Here is a 15,865-nt window from a genome sequence, read left to right on the forward strand (position 1 = left end):
GCGTCACGGGCGGGTCATCCGCAGTACGTCCAGTGCCTCGTCGAGCTGTTCCAGCGTCAGGTCGCCGCGCTCCACATAGCCGAGCTCCAGGACCGTCTCACGGATCGTCCGGTGCTCGGCCAGGGACTTCTTGGCGACCTTCGCGGCCTCCTCGTACCCGATGTACTTGTTGAGCGGAGTGACGACGGAGGGCGAGGACTCGGCGTACTCACGGGCCCGTTCAACGTGGGCGACGATGCCGTCGACCGTACGGTCCGCCAGCAGCCGGGACACATTGGCCAGCAGCCGTACGGACTCCAGAAGGTTCCTGGCGATCACCGGAAGCATCACGTTCAGCTCGAAGTTCCCGGCGGCGCCGGCCGCGGCGACCGTCGCGTCATTGCCGGTGACCTGCGCCGCGACCATCAGCACGGCCTCCGGGATCACCGGATTGACCTTGCCGGGCATGATCGAGGAGCCGGGCTGGAGATCCGGGAGGCTGATCTCGGCGAGTCCGGTGCGCGGTCCGGACGCCATCCAGCGCAGATCGTTGGAGATCTTGGTGAGGGAGACCCCGAGCGTACGGAGCTGGCCCGAGGTCTCCACAAGTCCGTCGCGCGCGCCCTGCGCCTCGAAGTGGTTACGGGCCTCCGTCAGCGGCAGTCCCGTGGCGCGGGCCACCTCGGCGATGACGGCGGCGGAGAAGCCGGGCGGCGTGTTGATCCCGGTGCCCACCGCCGTACCGCCGAGAGGCAGTTCGGCGAGCCGTGGGAGGGAGGCGGTCAGCCGCTCCACCGCGTATCTGATCTGCGCGGCATAGCCGCCGAACTCCTGGCCGAGCGTGACGGGCGTGGCGTCCATGAGATGCGTACGGCCCGACTTGACCACCGCGCCGAACTCCTCGGCCTTGCGCTCCAGGGCGGCGGCGAGATGCTCCAGTGCCGGGATCAGCTCACCGGTGACGGCGGCGGTCGCGGCGATATGGATGCTGGACGGGAAGACGTCGTTGGAACTCTGTGACGCGTTGACATGGTCGTTCGGATGGACCGCACGGCCGAGGCGCTCGGTGGCGAGTGTGGCGAGCACCTCATTCGTGTTCATATTCGAGGAGGTACCCGAGCCCGTCTGGAAGACGTCCACCGGGAAATGCTCGTCCCAGCGGCCCGCGGCGACCTCGGCCGCCGCGTCCTGGACGGCGTCCGCGATGTCCTTGTCGATCACACCGAGCTCGGCGTTGACCTTGGCGGCGGCGGCCTTGATCCGGGCCAGGGCCTCGATATGGGCTCGCTCCAGACGCTGCCCGGAGATGGGGAAGTTCTCCACCGCGCGCTGTGTCTGGGCACGCCACTTGGCGTGCGCGGGGACCAGTACCTCACCCATGGAGTCGTGTTCGGTGCGGTACCGGCTCTCGTCCGTCATCGTCGTCGTACCTCCTGCAAGAAGAGCGTCCGGCCGCACCGATGTGTTCCCGGGAAGCGTTCCCACGAAAGTGTTACGGCGAGACGGGCCCTGTACGGCCCGGACACGGTCCGGAGGTCAGCCGAGGCCGGGCCCGCGGACCGGAATGCTGGTGAACGTGGGCGCCGGAGCCGGTTCGGTGAAGAAGTCGTTGCCCTTGTCGTCCACGACGATGAACGCGGGGAAGTCCTCCACCTCGATCCTCCAGACCGCCTCCATGCCCAGCTCCTCGTACTCGACGACCTCGACCTTCTTGATGCAGTCCTGCGCCAGCCGCGCCGCCGGGCCGCCGATCGAGCCGAGATAGAAGCCGCCGTGCGCGGCGCAGGCGTCGGTGACCTGCCTCGAACGATTGCCCTTGGCGAGCATCACCTTCGAGCCGCCCGCCGCCTGGAACTGCTCCACGTACGAGTCCATCCGGCCGGCCGTCGTCGGGCCGAAGGAGCCGGACGCGTATCCCTCGGGCGTCTTCGCCGGGCCCGCGTAGTACACCGGATGGTCCTTCAGGTACTGCGGCATCTCCTCACCCGCGTCCAGCCGCTCCTTGATCTTGGCGTGCGCGATGTCACGGGCCACCACCAGCGGCCCGGTGAGCGAGAGCCGGGTCTTGACCGGATACTTCGTCAACTCCGCGAGGACGTCGTCCATCGGACGGTTGAGATCGACTCGTACGACATCGACATCGCTCTCGTTGCTCTCGTTCAGATGCTCGTCCGTGGTGTCCGGCAGGAAGCGCGCCGGATCCGTCTCCAACTGCTCCAGGAAGACGCCCTCCGCGGTGATCTTCGCGACGGCCTGGCGGTCGGCCGAGCAGGAGACGGCGATCGCGACCGGCAGCGAGGCGCCGTGGCGCGGCAGACGCACCACCCGTACGTCATGGCAGAAGTACTTGCCGCCGAACTGCGCGCCGATACCGATGCGCTGCGTCAGCTCGAAGACCTTCTCCTCCAACTCCTTGTCACGGAAGCCATGACCGGTCGCGGAGCCCTCGGAAGGCAATTCGTCCAGATAGTGCGCGGAGGCGTACTTCGCGGTCTTCAGGGCGAACTCGGCCGATGTACCGCCCACGACGATCGCCAAGTGGTAGGGCGGGCAGGCGGCCGTACCGAGCGAGCGAATCTTCTCCTCCAGGAACTTCATCATGGAGGCCTCGTTGAGAACCGCCTTCGTCTCCTGGTAGAGGAACGACTTGTTGGCGGAGCCGCCGCCCTTCGCCATGAAGAGGAACTTGTACGCGCCGCCGTCGGTCGCGTACAGCTCGATCTGCGCGGGCAGGTTCGAGCCGGTGTTCTTCTCCTCCCACATGGTGAGCGGAGCCATCTGTGAATAACGCAGATTCAACTTCGTGTACGCGTCGTAGATGCCGTGCGAAAGGGCTTCCTCGTCGCCGCCCTGAGTCAGTACGTTCTGTCCGCGCTTGCCCATCACGATCGCCGTACCGGTGTCCTGACACATCGGGAGAACACCGGCCGCCGCGATATTCGCGTTCTTCAGCAGATCGAGCGCCACGAACTTGTCGTTCGACGACGCCTCCGGGTCGTCCACGATCCTGCGGAGCTGGGCGAGGTGGGCCGGGCGCAGATAGTGTGAGATGTCGTGCATCGCCTCGGCGGCGAGAGTGCGCAGCGCCTCCGGCTCGACCTTGAGGAACGTACGCCCGTCGGCCTCGAAGGAGGAGACACCTTCGGCGGTCACCAGCCGGTAGGGCGTGGTGTCCTCTCCCAGCGGGAGCAGATCGGAGTACGCAAACTCTGGCATTACGGCCATTCCTCACTCGACAGACGGCGACGCGGCCTCCATTGGCAACGCGCACTGCAAGCGTAGGGCGCCGCACTGACAGCGCGGCTGTGAGGTAGGGCTCAGTGGGAGGGCCCGACGCGGGTGCCCGGCGCGGCTGCCGTGAGGGCCCGGCGCGGCCACTCGGCATGGACGGGCCCCGGATGGACAGGCTCCGGATGGGCAGGCTCCGGCCGGAGAACGGACAAATCCCGGTCGGACCGGACAAGCCCTAGTCGCGATCTATCGCGTTTCGCTACCCTGGGATCGTGGACCTCGAAAAGCACCCTCAGAAGCCGGTCGCGCCGGTGGAGCCCGCCGGTATCCGGGCCTCCGACGCCGACCGGGACCGGATCGCCGACATCCTCCGGGAGGCCCTGGCGGAGGGCCGCCTGGACGCCGAGGAGCATGCCGAGCGAATCGACTCCGTCTACCGCGCCAAGACCGTCGGCGAACTGGAGCCGCTGGTACGGGACTTGCCCGCCGTCGGTGCGGACGGCAGGACGGCCGCCGCTGCCACGCCCTCGTCCGGGTACGGATACGGTCCCGAGGATCCCTCGGCGCCGGCCGAGAATCTGATCGCGGTCTTCAGCAGCTCGACCCGCAAGGGCCGCTGGCGCATCGGCCGCAGGACCAATGCCTTCGCGCTCTTCGGCAATGTCGAGATCGATCTGACCGAGGCGCTCTTCGGACAGCGCACCACCGTGATCAACGCGACGTCCATTTTCGGCAATGTCGAGGTCCGCGTCCCTGAGAACATCTCGCTGCGCGGCAGCGGTACGGGCATCTTCGGCAATTTCGAAGTCCTCACGCTGGAGGCCACCGACGCGGACGCACCGGCCGTCGTCGTGAACGGATACTCGGTGTTCGGCAATGTCGAGGCCAAGCCCAAGCGCGGCAAGCGAGTCGCGGACCTCCACGACCGGTTCCGTAAGCACCTCGGTTACTGAGCCGGGTTTAGCGGTCCCGCGTGGTCCTGTGCGATCCCACGCGGTCCAGATGACTGTTCCTTTCCGGTTCTTTCCGGCCAAAGCCGTCCAGTGGTGATTGAGCGTCCGTAATTCCGTACGGCGTTCACGGACTCCGAACTCGGTGCCACTCAGTGCTTAGGAGCGCGCACAGCGGGTAGGGAAAGCTGCATCGTCTCTCGCTCGCGAAGCCGTCGTCAGGAGTAGACCGTGCTGCAACTGCCGCATCAGCCCTTGCAGGTCGCCGCCGTGCCCTCCCAGCGGAGTCCCGCTCGGGAGGATCAGGCCGGCCCCTGGCATTCGGAGGCGGTGTGCCGCCGTGACGAAGCCGCATTGTTCTTCGCACCGTCGAAGGAGCCGACAGCCGCGAGGCTGGCGCGGGAGGAGGCCGCGAAGCGGGTCTGCGCCCGCTGTCCGGTCATGGTGGACTGCCGGGAGCACGCGCTGCTCCAGCCCGAGCCGTACGGAGTATGGGGCGGGCTGACGGCGGCCGAGCGCAGGGTGGTGCTCGCGCGCCGCCGGCGGCGCGAGGTGGAGCTGAGAAAGGCCGCCGCGGCGGGCGAGCGGATCGCCGCCGCGGGCTGAGGATCACGGCTACGGATCGCGGATACGGAAAGGGCGCCCCGCCGCACAACGGGGCGCCCTCTTCCTGTCCGTATCGTCCGTGTCCACACGAGAACGTCCGCGTGGGACCGGCCGTCCGGCTATCTGGCGCGGTCGAAGTCGATCGTGCTGTAGGCCCGGAGCTTCGAGAGCCGGTGGGTGGAGTCGATCTGCCGGATCGTGCCGGACTTGGAGCGCATGACCAGCGACTGGGTCGTCGCGGTCTCCGAGCGGTAGCGCACTCCGCGCAGCAGCTCGCCGTCGGTGATACCGGTGGCGACGAAGAACACGTTGTCGCCGCTGACCAGATCGTCGGTGGACAGGACGCGGTCCAGATCGTGCCCGGCGTCGATCGCGCGCTGCCGCTCCGTCTCGTCCTTGGGCCAGAGCTTGCCCTGGATGACGCCGCCGAGGCACTTTATGGCGCACGCCGAGATGATGCCTTCGGGCGTGCCGCCCACGCCCATCAGCAGATCGACACCGGTGCCCTCGCGCGCGGCCATGATCGAACCGGCCACATCGCCGTCCGAGATGAACTTGATCCGGGCGCCCGTCTCCCGGATCTCCTTGACGATCCCGTCATGACGGGGACGGTCGAGCACGACGACCGTGACGTCCTCGGGCGAGGAGCGCTTGGCCTTGGCGACCCGGCGGATATTGACGGCGACGGGCGCGTTGATGTCCACGAAGTCGGCGGCCTCGGGCCCGGTCACCAGCTTGTCCATGTAGAAGACCGCGGACGGGTCGAACATGGCGCCGCGGTCGGCGGCGGCCAGTACGGCGATGGCGTTGGGCATGCCCTTGGCGTTCAGGGTGGTGCCGTCGATGGGATCCACGGCGATGTCGACCTCGGCGCCGGTGCCGTCACCGACGCGCTCGCCGTTGTAGAGCATCGGGGCTTCGTCCTTCTCGCCCTCGCCGATGACGACCACACCGTTCATCGACACCGTGGAGACGAGCGTGCGCATGGCGTTCACCGCGGCGCCGTCCGCGCCGTTCTTGTCGCCGCGCCCGACCCAGCGGCCGGCCGCCATGGCGGCGGCCTCCGTGACCCGGACCAGCTCCAGGGCGAGATTGCGGTCGGGTGCTTCGGGAGCCACCTCAAGAGGGGGCGGAAGGTGATGCTCGGTCATCGGAACGCACCTTTCTGTACGACGACGGCCGGAAAAGAGGGTGATACGACTCTATCCGTGCGCCGACAGATTGAGCAGAGGGGCCCACGGATGAGCGGGAAGCCCCGATGCGACGATGGTGCGATGGCAGGTATGCGAGGCGGACAGACGGTGCGGGACATGTTTCTGTCGATGGCGGTCATCGGACTCGTCGTCGCGGGGATCTATGTGTTCATTCCGCACGACGACACAGCGGTTCCGGTCAAGGCGGTCGACTACCGCGTCGAGCTGCTGACCGCGCGCCGGGCCGCGCCGTATCCGGTCCTGGCGCCGACGGGCCTCACCGAGCAGTGGAAGCCGACGTCGGTCTCGTACCGGACCGAGGACGGCGACGCGTGGCATCTCGGCTATCTGGCGCCGGACGGCGAGTATGTCGCCGTCGAGCAGTCCACGGCGCCCGCGCGGAATTACGTGCCCGAGGTGAGCCAGGAGGCGACCGACACCGGCAGGACGGCGCAGGTGGCGGGCGAGGCCTGGCAGCGCTGGGAAGGGCCCAAGTACGACGCCCTGGTCCGTACGGACGGGAACGCGACGACGGTGGTGACGGGCACGGCCTCGTACGAGCGGCTGGCGGAGATGGCCGCCGCACTGAAGCCGGGGACGCAGCAGCCCGGGACACAGCAGCCCTGATGCGCCCACTCCGGTCGTGCACCGGATCTGCCTGATCTGTACGCGTCTGTACGACGAAGGCCGCCGTCCTCTGCGGACGGCGGCCTCGCGCGGCTGGTGGCTCGGTGCTCAGACGGTCGTGACGACGTCGTCGAAGTCGAGGCGCGGGTTGCGCGGGAACCAGGCGTTCTCGCCGGGCTTGCCGATGTTGATGATCATCAGTGGCGTGTGGTCGTCGTCCAGGAACTCCTTCTGGACGCCGGCGAAGTCGAAGCCGGTCATGGGGCCCGCGGCGAGACCGGCGGCGCGGATGCCCGTGATGAAGTAGCCGGCCTGGAGGGCGGCGTTCATCGAGGCGGTCTGCTCACGGACCGACCGCTCGCTGAAGAACGCGTCCTTGGCCTGCGGGAAGTGCGGAAGGAGCCGGGGGAGCTCCTCGTGGAACTCGTTGTCGGCGGCCAGGATCGCGACCAGAGGCGCGGTGACGGTCTTGTCCCGGTTGCCGTCGGACATCAGCGGCGCCAGGCGCGCACGGGCCTCGGCGGACCGCACCAGGACGATACGCAGCGGCGACTGGTTGAATGCGGTGGGACCGTACTTGACCAGCTCGTAGATCGCACGCACCTGCTCGTCGGTCACCGGCTCGTCGGTGAACGTGTTGGCGGTGCGCGCCTCACGGAAGAGAAGGTCCTGAGCTGCGGGATCAAGGTGGAGGGACATCTGGAATACCTTCCGGAGGCGTGGTGGATCGGGTAATCGCCTTCACGGTACAAGCAGATGTGTGAACCTTCAACTAAATCCAGGTCTCAGTGACCCGCTTCACAGCCGCCGCCGTGCGGTTCCCGTCCTCGGGGCGGCTCTGCCGTCGCGTCTCCCGAAGCCGTCGCGTCCCTCGAATCGCCTTCCTGTCCCGCCTACTCCTCGTCCCGTGGCTCCTCCTCCGTCTCGGCCTTCTCCTCGGCCAAGGACGCGTCCAGCCGTGCCCGCGCGCCCTCCAGCCAGCGGCGGCAGACCTTCGCCAGTTCCTCGCCGCGCTCCCACAGGGCCAGCGAGTCCTCCAGGGACGTACCGCCCGCCTCCAGCCGGCGTACGACCTCGATCAGCTCGTCCCGTGCCTGCTCGTATCCGAGCACGGCTGCTTCGTCCGTCCTGGCCATGTCATCCATCCTCTGTACGCCTCTGTACGCGCGCCTGTGCGCGATCCGACAACGACTCCGGCGTCCGCGCCGCGGCTCACTCCGCGTCCGCGACCCGTACCGTGAATTCGCCCTCCGCCACCCGGGCCCTCAGCTCCTCGGCCGTCGTGACCTCGTGCGGAGACCGTACGACCGTTCCGTCGGGCCGTTGCAGCACCGCGTACCCGCGCTCCAGCGTCGCCGCGGGCGACAGCGCGACCACCCGCGCCAGGGTGTGCGACAGCTCCGAGTCCGCGCGGTCCAGCAGATGCCGCAGTACCCGTCTGCTCCGGTCGGCCAGCGCGGCCACCTCGGCCGCGCGCTCGTCCACCATCCGGTGAGGCCGCTCCATCACCGGACGGGCCAGCGCATGGGCGAGCCCGCGCTCCTCGCGGTCGAGCAGCCCTCGTACCGTCCGCAGCGCCCGGTCGCGCAGCGCCTGCACCCGGTCCAGCTCCTCCCCGACATCCGGCACGATCTTCTTCGCCGCGTCCGTCGGCGTCGACGCCCGGACATCCGCTACGAGATCCAGCAGCGGCGCGTCCGGCTCGTGCCCGATCGCGGAGACGACGGGCGTATGGCACGCGGCCACCGCCCGTACCAACTGCTCGTCCGAGAACGGCAGCAGATCCTCCACGCTGCCGCCGCCGCGCGCCACGATGATCACATCCACCTCCGGCAGCGCGTCCAGCTCCTTCACCGCTTGGACGACCTGCGCCACCGCGTTGACGCCCTGCACCGCCGTGTTGCGCACCTCGAAACGGACCGCGGGCCACCGCCGCCGCGCGTTCTCCAGTACGTCCCGCTCGGCCGCCGACGCCCGGCCGCAGACCAGCCCGATCAACTGCGGGAGAAAAGGCAGCGGTTTCTTACGGTCGGCGGCGAACAGCCCTTCCGCGGCCAGGGACTTCTTCAACTGCTCCAGCCGCACGAGCAGTTCACCGATGCCGACCGGGCGTATCTCCGTGGCCCGCAGCGAGAGCTGCCCACGCGGCGCGTACCACTCCGGCTTCGCCTGCACCACGACCCGCGCGCCCTCGGAGACCACATCCGCGATCGCGTCGAACACCTGCCGGTAGCAGGTGACGCTCACCGAGATGTCGTACGACGGGTCGCGCAGCGTCAGAAAGACGACGCCCGCGCCGGGCCGGCGCGAGAGCTGGGTGATCTGTCCCTCGACCCAGACCGCGCCGAGCCGGTCGATCCACCCGCCGATGAGCCGGGACACCTCGCCGACCGGCAGCGGAGCGTCCGCGGACGTATGCAGAGCCATACCAAGGAGCGTATCCGCCGCCTACGACATCACTCCCGAACATCACTCCCGAAGCGGCTTCCCGGCTCCGCCGCTCAGGGCCGGGGAGGCTCTACGGGGCGGCCCCGCCGTCGACCGTGCCGTCCCCGCTGCACCAGCAGCACCACAAGGCCCACGACCAGCCAGATCGCGCCCGCCGTCTGAGCCGAGCCCGCCGCCTCCACGACGACCGCGATCAGAATGGCCGCGCCGATCACCGGCAGTACCGCATGGCGGAACCAGCGCGGTGGCCCTTCTCGCCGGCGCACCACGAACCAGCCCACCACCGACGCATGCAGCAGCACGAACGCCGTCAGCGCCCCGATGTCCACCACCGAGACCAGCCGGTCCAGACCGTCGGCGCGCCGGGCCGCCCAGACGGCCGCGATCAGCGTCACCACGGCGGCCAGCAGCAGGGCGACGCGCGGCACGCCCGCGTACGTACGCGACAGCGCGTACGGCAGCCGGCGCTCACGGCCCATCGCGAAGAGCAGCCGTCCCGCCGCCGCCTGCGCGGCCAGCGCCGCGAACGCCGCTCCGACCGCCTTGCTCACCGCCACCAGATCATGGAGCCAGGTGCCGACCGAGGCGTCCACCGCGTCGTAGAACGCCGGGCCCTGCCGGGCCGGATCCGCGGCCAACTGGGCGGAGGTCGCTGGTTCGAGCAGCGCCACAAGATATGTCTGTACGACGAACAGCACACCGGCGAGCACCAGACAGAACAGCACCGCCCGCGCCACCAGGCGCGAACCGCCCGTCACCTCCTCCGCGAACGAGGCGATCGCGTCGAAGCCCAGATACGACAGCACCGCGACCGACACCGCGCCCAGCACCGCCGCCGTCGAGAAGCCGTTGTCACCGGTGAACGGCGTGGACCAGCCGCGCGTCGCGCCGTCGCGCGCGAGCACGACGACGGCCGCCACCACGAACACCAGCAGCACCGCGGTCTCCAGCGCCAGCACCGCGAAGCCGACGCGGGCCGCCGCCCGTACTCCCCACAGATTGAGCAGTGTGGTGATCACCACGGCGATCGCGGTCCAGATCCACCGGTCGACGGAGGGCACCAGCGCCTCCATCGCGATCCCGGCGAAGAGATAGGCCACGGCGGGAATCAGCAGATAGTCGAGCATCGCCATCCAGCCGGCGATGAATCCCGGCCCTTCGCCGAGCCCTTTGCGCGCGTACGCGAAGACCGAGCCGGCCTGCGGGACGACTCGTACCATCTGGGCGTAGCTGAAGGCGGTGAACGCCATTGCCACGGTCGCGACGGCATAGACCAGGGCCACGGATCCATGGGACCTGGCGTCGAGCGTGCCGAAGACGCCGACCGGTGCCATGGGAGCGATGAACAGCAGTCCGTAGACGACGAGATCGCGGAAGCCGAGTGTCCGCCGGAGCCCGCCGCCGGCCGTACGCGGCCCACCGGCCGCCGGGCCGGTCTTCCGGCCCTCCGCCGCTCGATCGTCCACCGCTGGTCCGTCACCTGCCCGTCCGTCGCGCGCGTATGCCCGGTCACGTACACCGGTTACGTATGCCCGTCACGTACTCCCATCGCGTACGCCCGTCACGTACTCCCGATACGTACGCCCAGTGTCGGGCGGACGGGGGAACTTCTGCCTCTTCTGAACGGCCTTACGATGGGACGCATGACTGCCACGTCCCGCCCGTCGCCCGCCGCCGCCCCCAGTGGAGACGCCGTGCGCCGCGCCGGCAAACGCGTCCTGCTCGCCGCTCCCCGTGGTTACTGCGCTGGTGTCGACCGCGCCGTGATCGCCGTGGAGAAGGCGCTCGAACAGTACGGGGCGCCGATCTACGTCCGTCACGAGATCGTCCACAACAAGTACGTCGTCAGGACTCTGGAGAAGAAGGGCGCGATCTTCGTCGACAGGACGGCGGAGGTCCCCGAGGGATCGATCGTCATGTTCTCGGCGCACGGTGTCGCGCCCGTCGTCCATGAGGAGGCGGCCGAGCGCCGGCTCGCCACCATCGACGCGACCTGCCCTCTGGTGACCAAGGTTCACAAAGAGGCCGTCCGGTTCGCCAACGAGGACTACGACATCCTGCTGATCGGCCACGACGGCCATGAAGAGGTCATCGGCACCTCGGGCGAGGCGCCGGACCACATCACGCTGGTCGACGGCCCCGGCGATGTCGCCGGCGTCGAGGTGCGCGACGAGTCGAAGGTCGTCTGGCTCTCCCAGACCACGCTCTCGGTGGACGAGACGATGGAGACGGTCGACGCGCTGAAGCAGAAGTTCCCGCAGCTCATCTCGCCGCCGAGCGACGACATCTGCTACGCCACACAGAACCGTCAGATCGCGGTCAAGCAGATGGGCGCCGACGCGGATCTGGTGATCGTCGTCGGCTCCAAGAACTCCTCCAACTCGGTACGGCTGGTCGAGGTCGCCCTCGGCGCGGGCGCGGGCGCCTCCCATCTGGTGGACGGTGCCGACGAGATCGACGAGGCATGGCTGGAGGGCGTCTCCACGGTCGGTCTCACCTCGGGCGCGTCCGTGCCGGAAGTCCTGGTCGAGGGCGTTCTGGAGTGGCTCTCGCAGCGCGGCTTCGAGGATGTCGAGATCGTCAAGGCGGCGGAGGAGTCGATCACGTTCTCGCTGCCCAAGGAGCTCCGCCGTGATCTGCGGGCGGAGGCGGCGGCCCTCGCGGAGAAGTGAGAACAGCGGGGGAGCGCATGGCGGGATTCGTAAGGAGGCGATCGCGAGCCGTTCTCCCGGAAGTCGCTGTCAGCGTCTGGCCGTAACGTTGTGTCCATGAACGTCTTCGGAGTGGACATCGGTGGCTCGGGCATCAAGGGCGCGCCCGTGGACCTGGAGCGCGGCGATCTCGCCGAGCCGCGGCACAAAGTACTGACCCCGCACCCGGCGACGCCGGAGAGCGTCGCCGACGGTGTGGTGGAGGTCGTGCGGCATTTCGGCTGGTCGGGCCCGGTCGGTATCACCTTTCCCGGCGTGGTCACGGGCTCCGTGGTCCGTACGGCCGCCAATGTCGACAAATCATGGATCGATACGGACGCCGGACAGCTCCTCGGCGACAAGCTGAATCTGCGGACCACCGTCCTGAACGACGCGGACGCGGCGGGCGTCGCGGAGATGTCCTTCGGCGCGGGGCGCGGCCGTAAGGGCGTGGTCTTTCTGCTGACCTTCGGCACGGGCATCGGCAGCGCGCTGTTCATCGACGGCAAGCTGGTGCCCAACACCGAACTGGGCCATCTGGAGCTGCACGGCCATGAGGCGGAGAAGCGTGCGTCGTCGAAGGCCAAGGAGGACGCGGAGCTGAGCTGGCACCACTGGGCGCACCGGGTGCAGAAGTATCTGGAGCATCTGGAGATGCTGTTCTCGCCGGAGCTGTTCATCATCGGCGGTGGAGTGAGCCGTAAGTCCGAGAAGTTCCTGCCGCTGATCGAGGGCGTCAGGGCCGAGATCATTCCGGCGGAGCTGCAGAACAACGCGGGGATCGTGGGCGCGGCGATGGTGGCGGCGGGACGGTAGGTACGGGCGGGCTGCGGCGGATCCGGATCGGTACGGGCCCCGGGGCGGTGCGCGGGGCGGCGCGCGGCGGCTAACCGCGGCGTACGGCTCGGTACGCGGTGGCGCCGTTGGGCGGTGTGGTCCGGGCCGGTCTGACCTTGGAACCGGCCCTGAGGGCGGCGGCGTCCCGGGCGCGCTGCCGACGTCCCATCTGCCGCACCTTCCGTACGGATGCGATGAGCCCGGCGATGAGCGTGCCGCCGTACAGCCAGCCGGCGTGTACGGCCAGTGCCGTGACCAGCGCCATGGTGTGGCCGCCGAAACCGCCAGAGCCGCCCGCGATGGGAAAGCTGCCGACGGCGAAGGCGATCGGCACGCTGATGGGAGCCGTCACCAGATCGGCGGTGCGGACCCAGAGCGCGGTCACCGCGCTGACCGGCAGGAACAGCGCTCCGTACACCAGAGGCGCGCCGTCGAGGAGCAGCCGGTCCAGAAAGGCGACGCAGAGCATCGTGGCGGCGGCGAAGAGTCCGGCGCCGAGCCCGGTGAACCGGGGATTGGGCAGTCTGCGCGGTTTCCGTAGCCTGCGCAGCCCGCCGAGCCTCTCCAGAGTGCCGGTCTTCGCCGCTTTTGCGGGGGGCTTCCGAGGGCGGAGCGCGCCGGACGGTGACAGCCGGCGCCGGGCCGTCGTCCCGGGCAGCTGGTACACGCTCGCGGATCCCGTTACGGCACCCTGCGGGGAGGGCGGGTTCTGCGGCCGTTGCCGGCGCCGGGGCTGACGTGTCCTGTGCTGCTCCACCGCTACAACGTAGGTGGCGCACGGTGAGGAATCAGGCGATGGACACGCCCTTTGGGTGACCTTGGCGTTGAGTTCGAGATCCCGGCGCGCGTCGGGTGGCGCCCCGAACCCGTCATCGACCGCCGCGGCCCGCCCGTAAACTGGGGGATCGGTCCCCCGGGCCGTAAGCAGGCCATCAACCGGATCCCGGTCCTCGGCCGGTCCTCCTTCAGCCAGTCCTCACTCCAGGAAGTCGCCAACGTGTCGCTCACGATCGGAATCGTCGGCCTGCCGAATGTCGGCAAGTCGACCCTGTTCAACGCCCTGACCAAGAACGACGTGCTGGCGGCCAACTACCCGTTCGCCACCATCGAGCCCAACGTCGGTGTGGTCGGTGTGCCGGATCCGCGGCTGAACCAGCTCGCGGAGATCTTCGGCTCCCAGCGGATCCTTCCCGCCACGGTCGACTTCGTCGACATCGCCGGCATCGTGCGCGGCGCCTCCGAGGGCGAGGGCCTGGGCAACAAGTTCCTGGCGAACATCCGTGAGTCGGACGCCATCTGCCAGGTGATCCGGGCCTTCAAGGACGAGAACGTCGTCCATGTCGACGGCAAGGTCTCGCCCAAGGACGACATCGAGACGATCAACACCGAGCTGATCCTCGCCGACCTCCAGACGATCGAGAAGGTCCTCCCGCGCCTCCAGCGGGAGTCACGGATCAAGAAGGAGGTGCTGGGCCAGGTCAAGGCGATCGAGGAGGCCCAGGCCATCCTGGAGACCGGTGAGACGCTCTTCTCCGCGGGCATCGTCCAGGGCACGGAGAAGGCGGAGCCGCTGCGCGAACTGCATCTGCTCACCACCAAGCCCTTCCTCTACGTCTTCAACGTCGACGAGGAGGAGCTGACGGACGACTCCTTCAAGGACGAACAGCGCGCCCTGGTCGCTCCGGCGGAGGCGATCTTCCTCAACGCCAAGCTGGAGTCCGACCTCGCGGAACTGGACGACGAGGAGGCCCTCGAACTCCTCCAGTCCGTGGGCCAGCAGGAACCGGGCCTCGCCACCCTGGCCCACGTCGGCTTCCGCACCCTGGGCCTCCAGACCTACCTCACGGCAGGCCCCAAGGAGTCCCGCGCCTGGACGATCAAGAAGGGCGCCACGGCCCCGGAAGCGGCCGGCGTGATCCACACCGACTTCCAGAAGGGCTTCATCAAGGCAGAGGTGATCTCCTTCGCCGACCTGGTAACCACCGGCTCAGTCCCCGAAGCCCGCTCCGCCGGCAAGGCCCGCATGGAGGGCAAGGACTACGTGATGCAGGACGGCGACGTGGTCGAGTTCCGCTTCAACGTCTAATACGTTCGGCGAAAGGCCGTCTGACCTGCGGCGGAGCGGGTTGGGCGGCCTTTGCTGTCCGCACGGAGTCCGCAGCGTGCTGGTTTCGGTCAGCGCGCGGGGGAGCGGCTACGCCGCTTCGTCGACCTGTGGCTGGGCATCGGCGGACTGGTCCGAGTACGCCTTGTCGACCGCGGCCCGGGTCCGCTCTTCGGAGTCGGGCCACAGGTGGGTGTAGATGTTCAGCGTCATGGCCGCGTTGGTGTGGCCGAGGCGCTCGAAGACCGTCTTCACGGACTCGCCGTGCTTGATCAGCAGGCTGGCGTAGTGGTGCCGGAGGGCGTGGGGTCCGGTGCCCTTCGGTATGCCGGCCTTCGCACAGGCGGGCCGCCAGGACCCGTCCATGAAGTGCGTGTAGACCACGGGTCCGCCTTGCGGCGCCGCCGTGAAGATCCAGCTCTCGGGCCCATCGGCGATGCCCTGTACAACATTGCCAGCGCCACGACCGGCCCTCCCCGGGCGGAACTGCGGGCGGCGGCGATGGCGTTCAACCGCGCCCGCCGCTCCGCCACCCGCGCCGACCACCAGGCCGCCACCGCTCTGCGCAAGGCTGCCAAGGAACTCGCCTACGCCTCCAGCGAGCCGGGTGGGCTCGCCATCGCCCTGCTCTTCGCCACCGTGCATCTGCCCACGCCGCCGCCAAGTGGCACGACCAGCGCGGTCACGGACAACAGGCCGCAGCGGCCGAAGGAGCCTTCCGCCACCTCCAGGCGGGGTACCAGCAGGCCGCCGTACCCGTCCTGGCGGACTTGGCCCGCCGCGCACCACGAGTCGCAACCGCCCGCCGCTTCGAGCAGGACGTTCGCGCGACCCTCCCCGACCACGCCGACCGAATCCTCGCCGACCCCGCTTGGACCGCCCTGACCACAACCCTCGCCCACGCCGAGACCGTCGGCCACAACCCCCGACGTCTCCTGGCCGAGGTGGGCACCCAGCGAGAGCTCGACAGCGCCGAGCGCCTCGCCGAGGTCCTCAACTGGCGCATCGCCGCTCAGCCGAACCGGCGGGCTCAAGCGGCGCGCAGGCGGAGTGCGGTCAGCGGCACGTCGTCCATGTCCGCCACACCAAACCCGTCGGCCACACCAGTGGCCGATCGATCCCGGCCAGACTGCCTACGAAGGGGCCGGTAATGCGGAGACCATCGCACCCGTGCGACATATTCCCCGCAGGAACAGCCGA

15 protein-coding genes and 1 pseudogene are annotated in these 15,865 nt (G+C 69.0%); 7 read left to right on the plus strand and 9 right to left on the minus strand.

Translation table 11 applies throughout. From position 1 onward, the window contains the following. Window positions 1-3 precede the first annotated feature (3 nt). Both ACFV6H_RS32835 and ACFV6H_RS32840 read right to left on the minus strand, forming a co-directional pair. A complete protein-coding gene (locus tag ACFV6H_RS32835; RefSeq protein ID WP_385549710.1) occupies window positions 4-1,398 on the minus strand; it encodes a class II fumarate hydratase in 1,395 nt (464 codons plus the stop codon). Between the two features lie 117 nt (window positions 1,399-1,515). Beyond that, window positions 1,516-3,195, minus strand: coding sequence for a fumarate hydratase (locus tag ACFV6H_RS32840; RefSeq protein ID WP_385549713.1), 1,680 nt, complete (start codon window positions 3,193-3,195; stop codon window positions 1,516-1,518). Window positions 3,196-3,482: 287 nt separating this feature from the next. On the opposite strand from ACFV6H_RS32840, the gene ACFV6H_RS32845 reads away from it, so the two are divergent. Then, window positions 3,483-4,163, plus strand: a complete 681-nt coding sequence (locus ACFV6H_RS32845) for a DUF1707 domain-containing protein (protein WP_384782002.1) — start codon at window positions 3,483-3,485, stop codon at window positions 4,161-4,163. 228 nt (window positions 4,164-4,391) lie between these two features. Beyond that, the gene (locus ACFV6H_RS32850) at window positions 4,392-4,766 is read left to right on the plus strand and encodes a WhiB family transcriptional regulator (RefSeq protein ID WP_066942704.1); all 375 of its coding nucleotides are present in this window, start codon (window positions 4,392-4,394) and stop codon (window positions 4,764-4,766) included. 119 nt (window positions 4,767-4,885) lie between these two features. Here the strand turns inward: ACFV6H_RS32850 and glpX are convergent, their stop codons facing one another. Then, window positions 4,886-5,917 carry a class II fructose-bisphosphatase gene (gene glpX / locus ACFV6H_RS32855; RefSeq protein ID WP_093594135.1) on the minus strand — a complete coding sequence of 344 codons (1,032 nt, stop codon included), beginning with the start codon at window positions 5,915-5,917 and terminating at the stop codon, window positions 4,886-4,888. Window positions 5,918-6,040: 123 nt separating this feature from the next. Between glpX and ACFV6H_RS32860 the strand changes: the two genes are divergently transcribed. Next, complete coding sequence (locus ACFV6H_RS32860) at window positions 6,041-6,586, plus strand: DUF4245 domain-containing protein (RefSeq protein ID WP_385549718.1); 546 nt, start codon at window positions 6,041-6,043, stop codon at window positions 6,584-6,586. A 108-nt stretch (window positions 6,587-6,694) separates the two neighbouring features. On the opposite strand, the gene ACFV6H_RS32865 is transcribed toward ACFV6H_RS32860, so the two are convergent. The 4 genes from ACFV6H_RS32865 to ACFV6H_RS32880 all read right to left on the minus strand — a co-directional run bounded on the left by ACFV6H_RS32865 (window position 6,695) and on the right by ACFV6H_RS32880 (window position 10,500). After that, window positions 6,695-7,285 (minus strand): malonic semialdehyde reductase, encoded by a 591-nt coding sequence (locus ACFV6H_RS32865; protein WP_093594129.1) that lies wholly within the window; start codon window positions 7,283-7,285, stop codon window positions 6,695-6,697. A 194-nt stretch (window positions 7,286-7,479) separates the two neighbouring features. Beyond that, entirely contained in the window at window positions 7,480-7,722 is a 243-nt protein-coding gene (locus ACFV6H_RS32870; protein ID WP_385549721.1) for an exodeoxyribonuclease VII small subunit, read from the minus strand. A 76-nt stretch (window positions 7,723-7,798) separates the two neighbouring features. Further along, the gene (gene xseA, locus ACFV6H_RS32875; RefSeq protein WP_385549724.1) at window positions 7,799-9,013 is read right to left on the minus strand and encodes an exodeoxyribonuclease VII large subunit; all 1,215 of its coding nucleotides are present in this window, start codon (window positions 9,011-9,013) and stop codon (window positions 7,799-7,801) included. Window positions 9,014-9,087: 74 nt separating this feature from the next. Further along, window positions 9,088-10,500: an APC family permease gene (locus ACFV6H_RS32880; RefSeq protein WP_385549727.1), complete on the minus strand. Its 1,413-nt coding sequence runs from the start codon at window positions 10,498-10,500 to the stop codon at window positions 9,088-9,090. 177 nt (window positions 10,501-10,677) lie between these two features. Between ACFV6H_RS32880 and ACFV6H_RS32885 the strand changes: the two genes are divergently transcribed. Then, entirely contained in the window at window positions 10,678-11,706 is a 1,029-nt protein-coding gene (locus ACFV6H_RS32885) for a 4-hydroxy-3-methylbut-2-enyl diphosphate reductase (RefSeq protein ID WP_384782013.1), read from the plus strand. Between the two features lie 96 nt (window positions 11,707-11,802). Beyond that, complete coding sequence (gene ppgK, locus ACFV6H_RS32890; RefSeq protein WP_384986136.1) at window positions 11,803-12,540, plus strand: polyphosphate--glucose phosphotransferase; 738 nt, start codon at window positions 11,803-11,805, stop codon at window positions 12,538-12,540. Between the two features lie 70 nt (window positions 12,541-12,610). On the opposite strand, the gene ACFV6H_RS32895 is transcribed toward ppgK, so the two are convergent. Then, window positions 12,611-13,318 carry a DUF6542 domain-containing protein gene (locus tag ACFV6H_RS32895; protein ID WP_385549732.1) on the minus strand — a complete coding sequence of 236 codons (708 nt, stop codon included), beginning with the start codon at window positions 13,316-13,318 and terminating at the stop codon, window positions 12,611-12,613. A 240-nt stretch (window positions 13,319-13,558) separates the two neighbouring features. Between ACFV6H_RS32895 and ychF the strand changes: the two genes are divergently transcribed. After that, window positions 13,559-14,647: a redox-regulated ATPase YchF gene (ychF, locus tag ACFV6H_RS32900; RefSeq protein ID WP_384986151.1), complete on the plus strand. Its 1,089-nt coding sequence runs from the start codon at window positions 13,559-13,561 to the stop codon at window positions 14,645-14,647. Between the two features lie 108 nt (window positions 14,648-14,755). Here ychF and ACFV6H_RS32905 read toward each other — a convergent pair whose 3' ends face one another. Continuing rightward, entirely contained in the window at window positions 14,756-15,049 is a 294-nt protein-coding gene (locus ACFV6H_RS32905) for a tyrosine-type recombinase/integrase (RefSeq protein ID WP_385549735.1), read from the minus strand. A 36-nt stretch (window positions 15,050-15,085) separates the two neighbouring features. Between ACFV6H_RS32905 and ACFV6H_RS32910 the strand changes: the two are divergent. Continuing rightward, window positions 15,086-15,816 (plus strand): annotated as a pseudogene (locus ACFV6H_RS32910) (mobilization protein); the annotation flags it as partial. Between the last annotated feature and the right edge of the window lie 49 nt (window positions 15,817-15,865).

The organism is Streptomyces sp. NPDC059743, assembly GCF_042732975.1.
Lineage (GTDB): Bacteria > Actinomycetota > Actinomycetes > Streptomycetales > Streptomycetaceae > Streptomyces.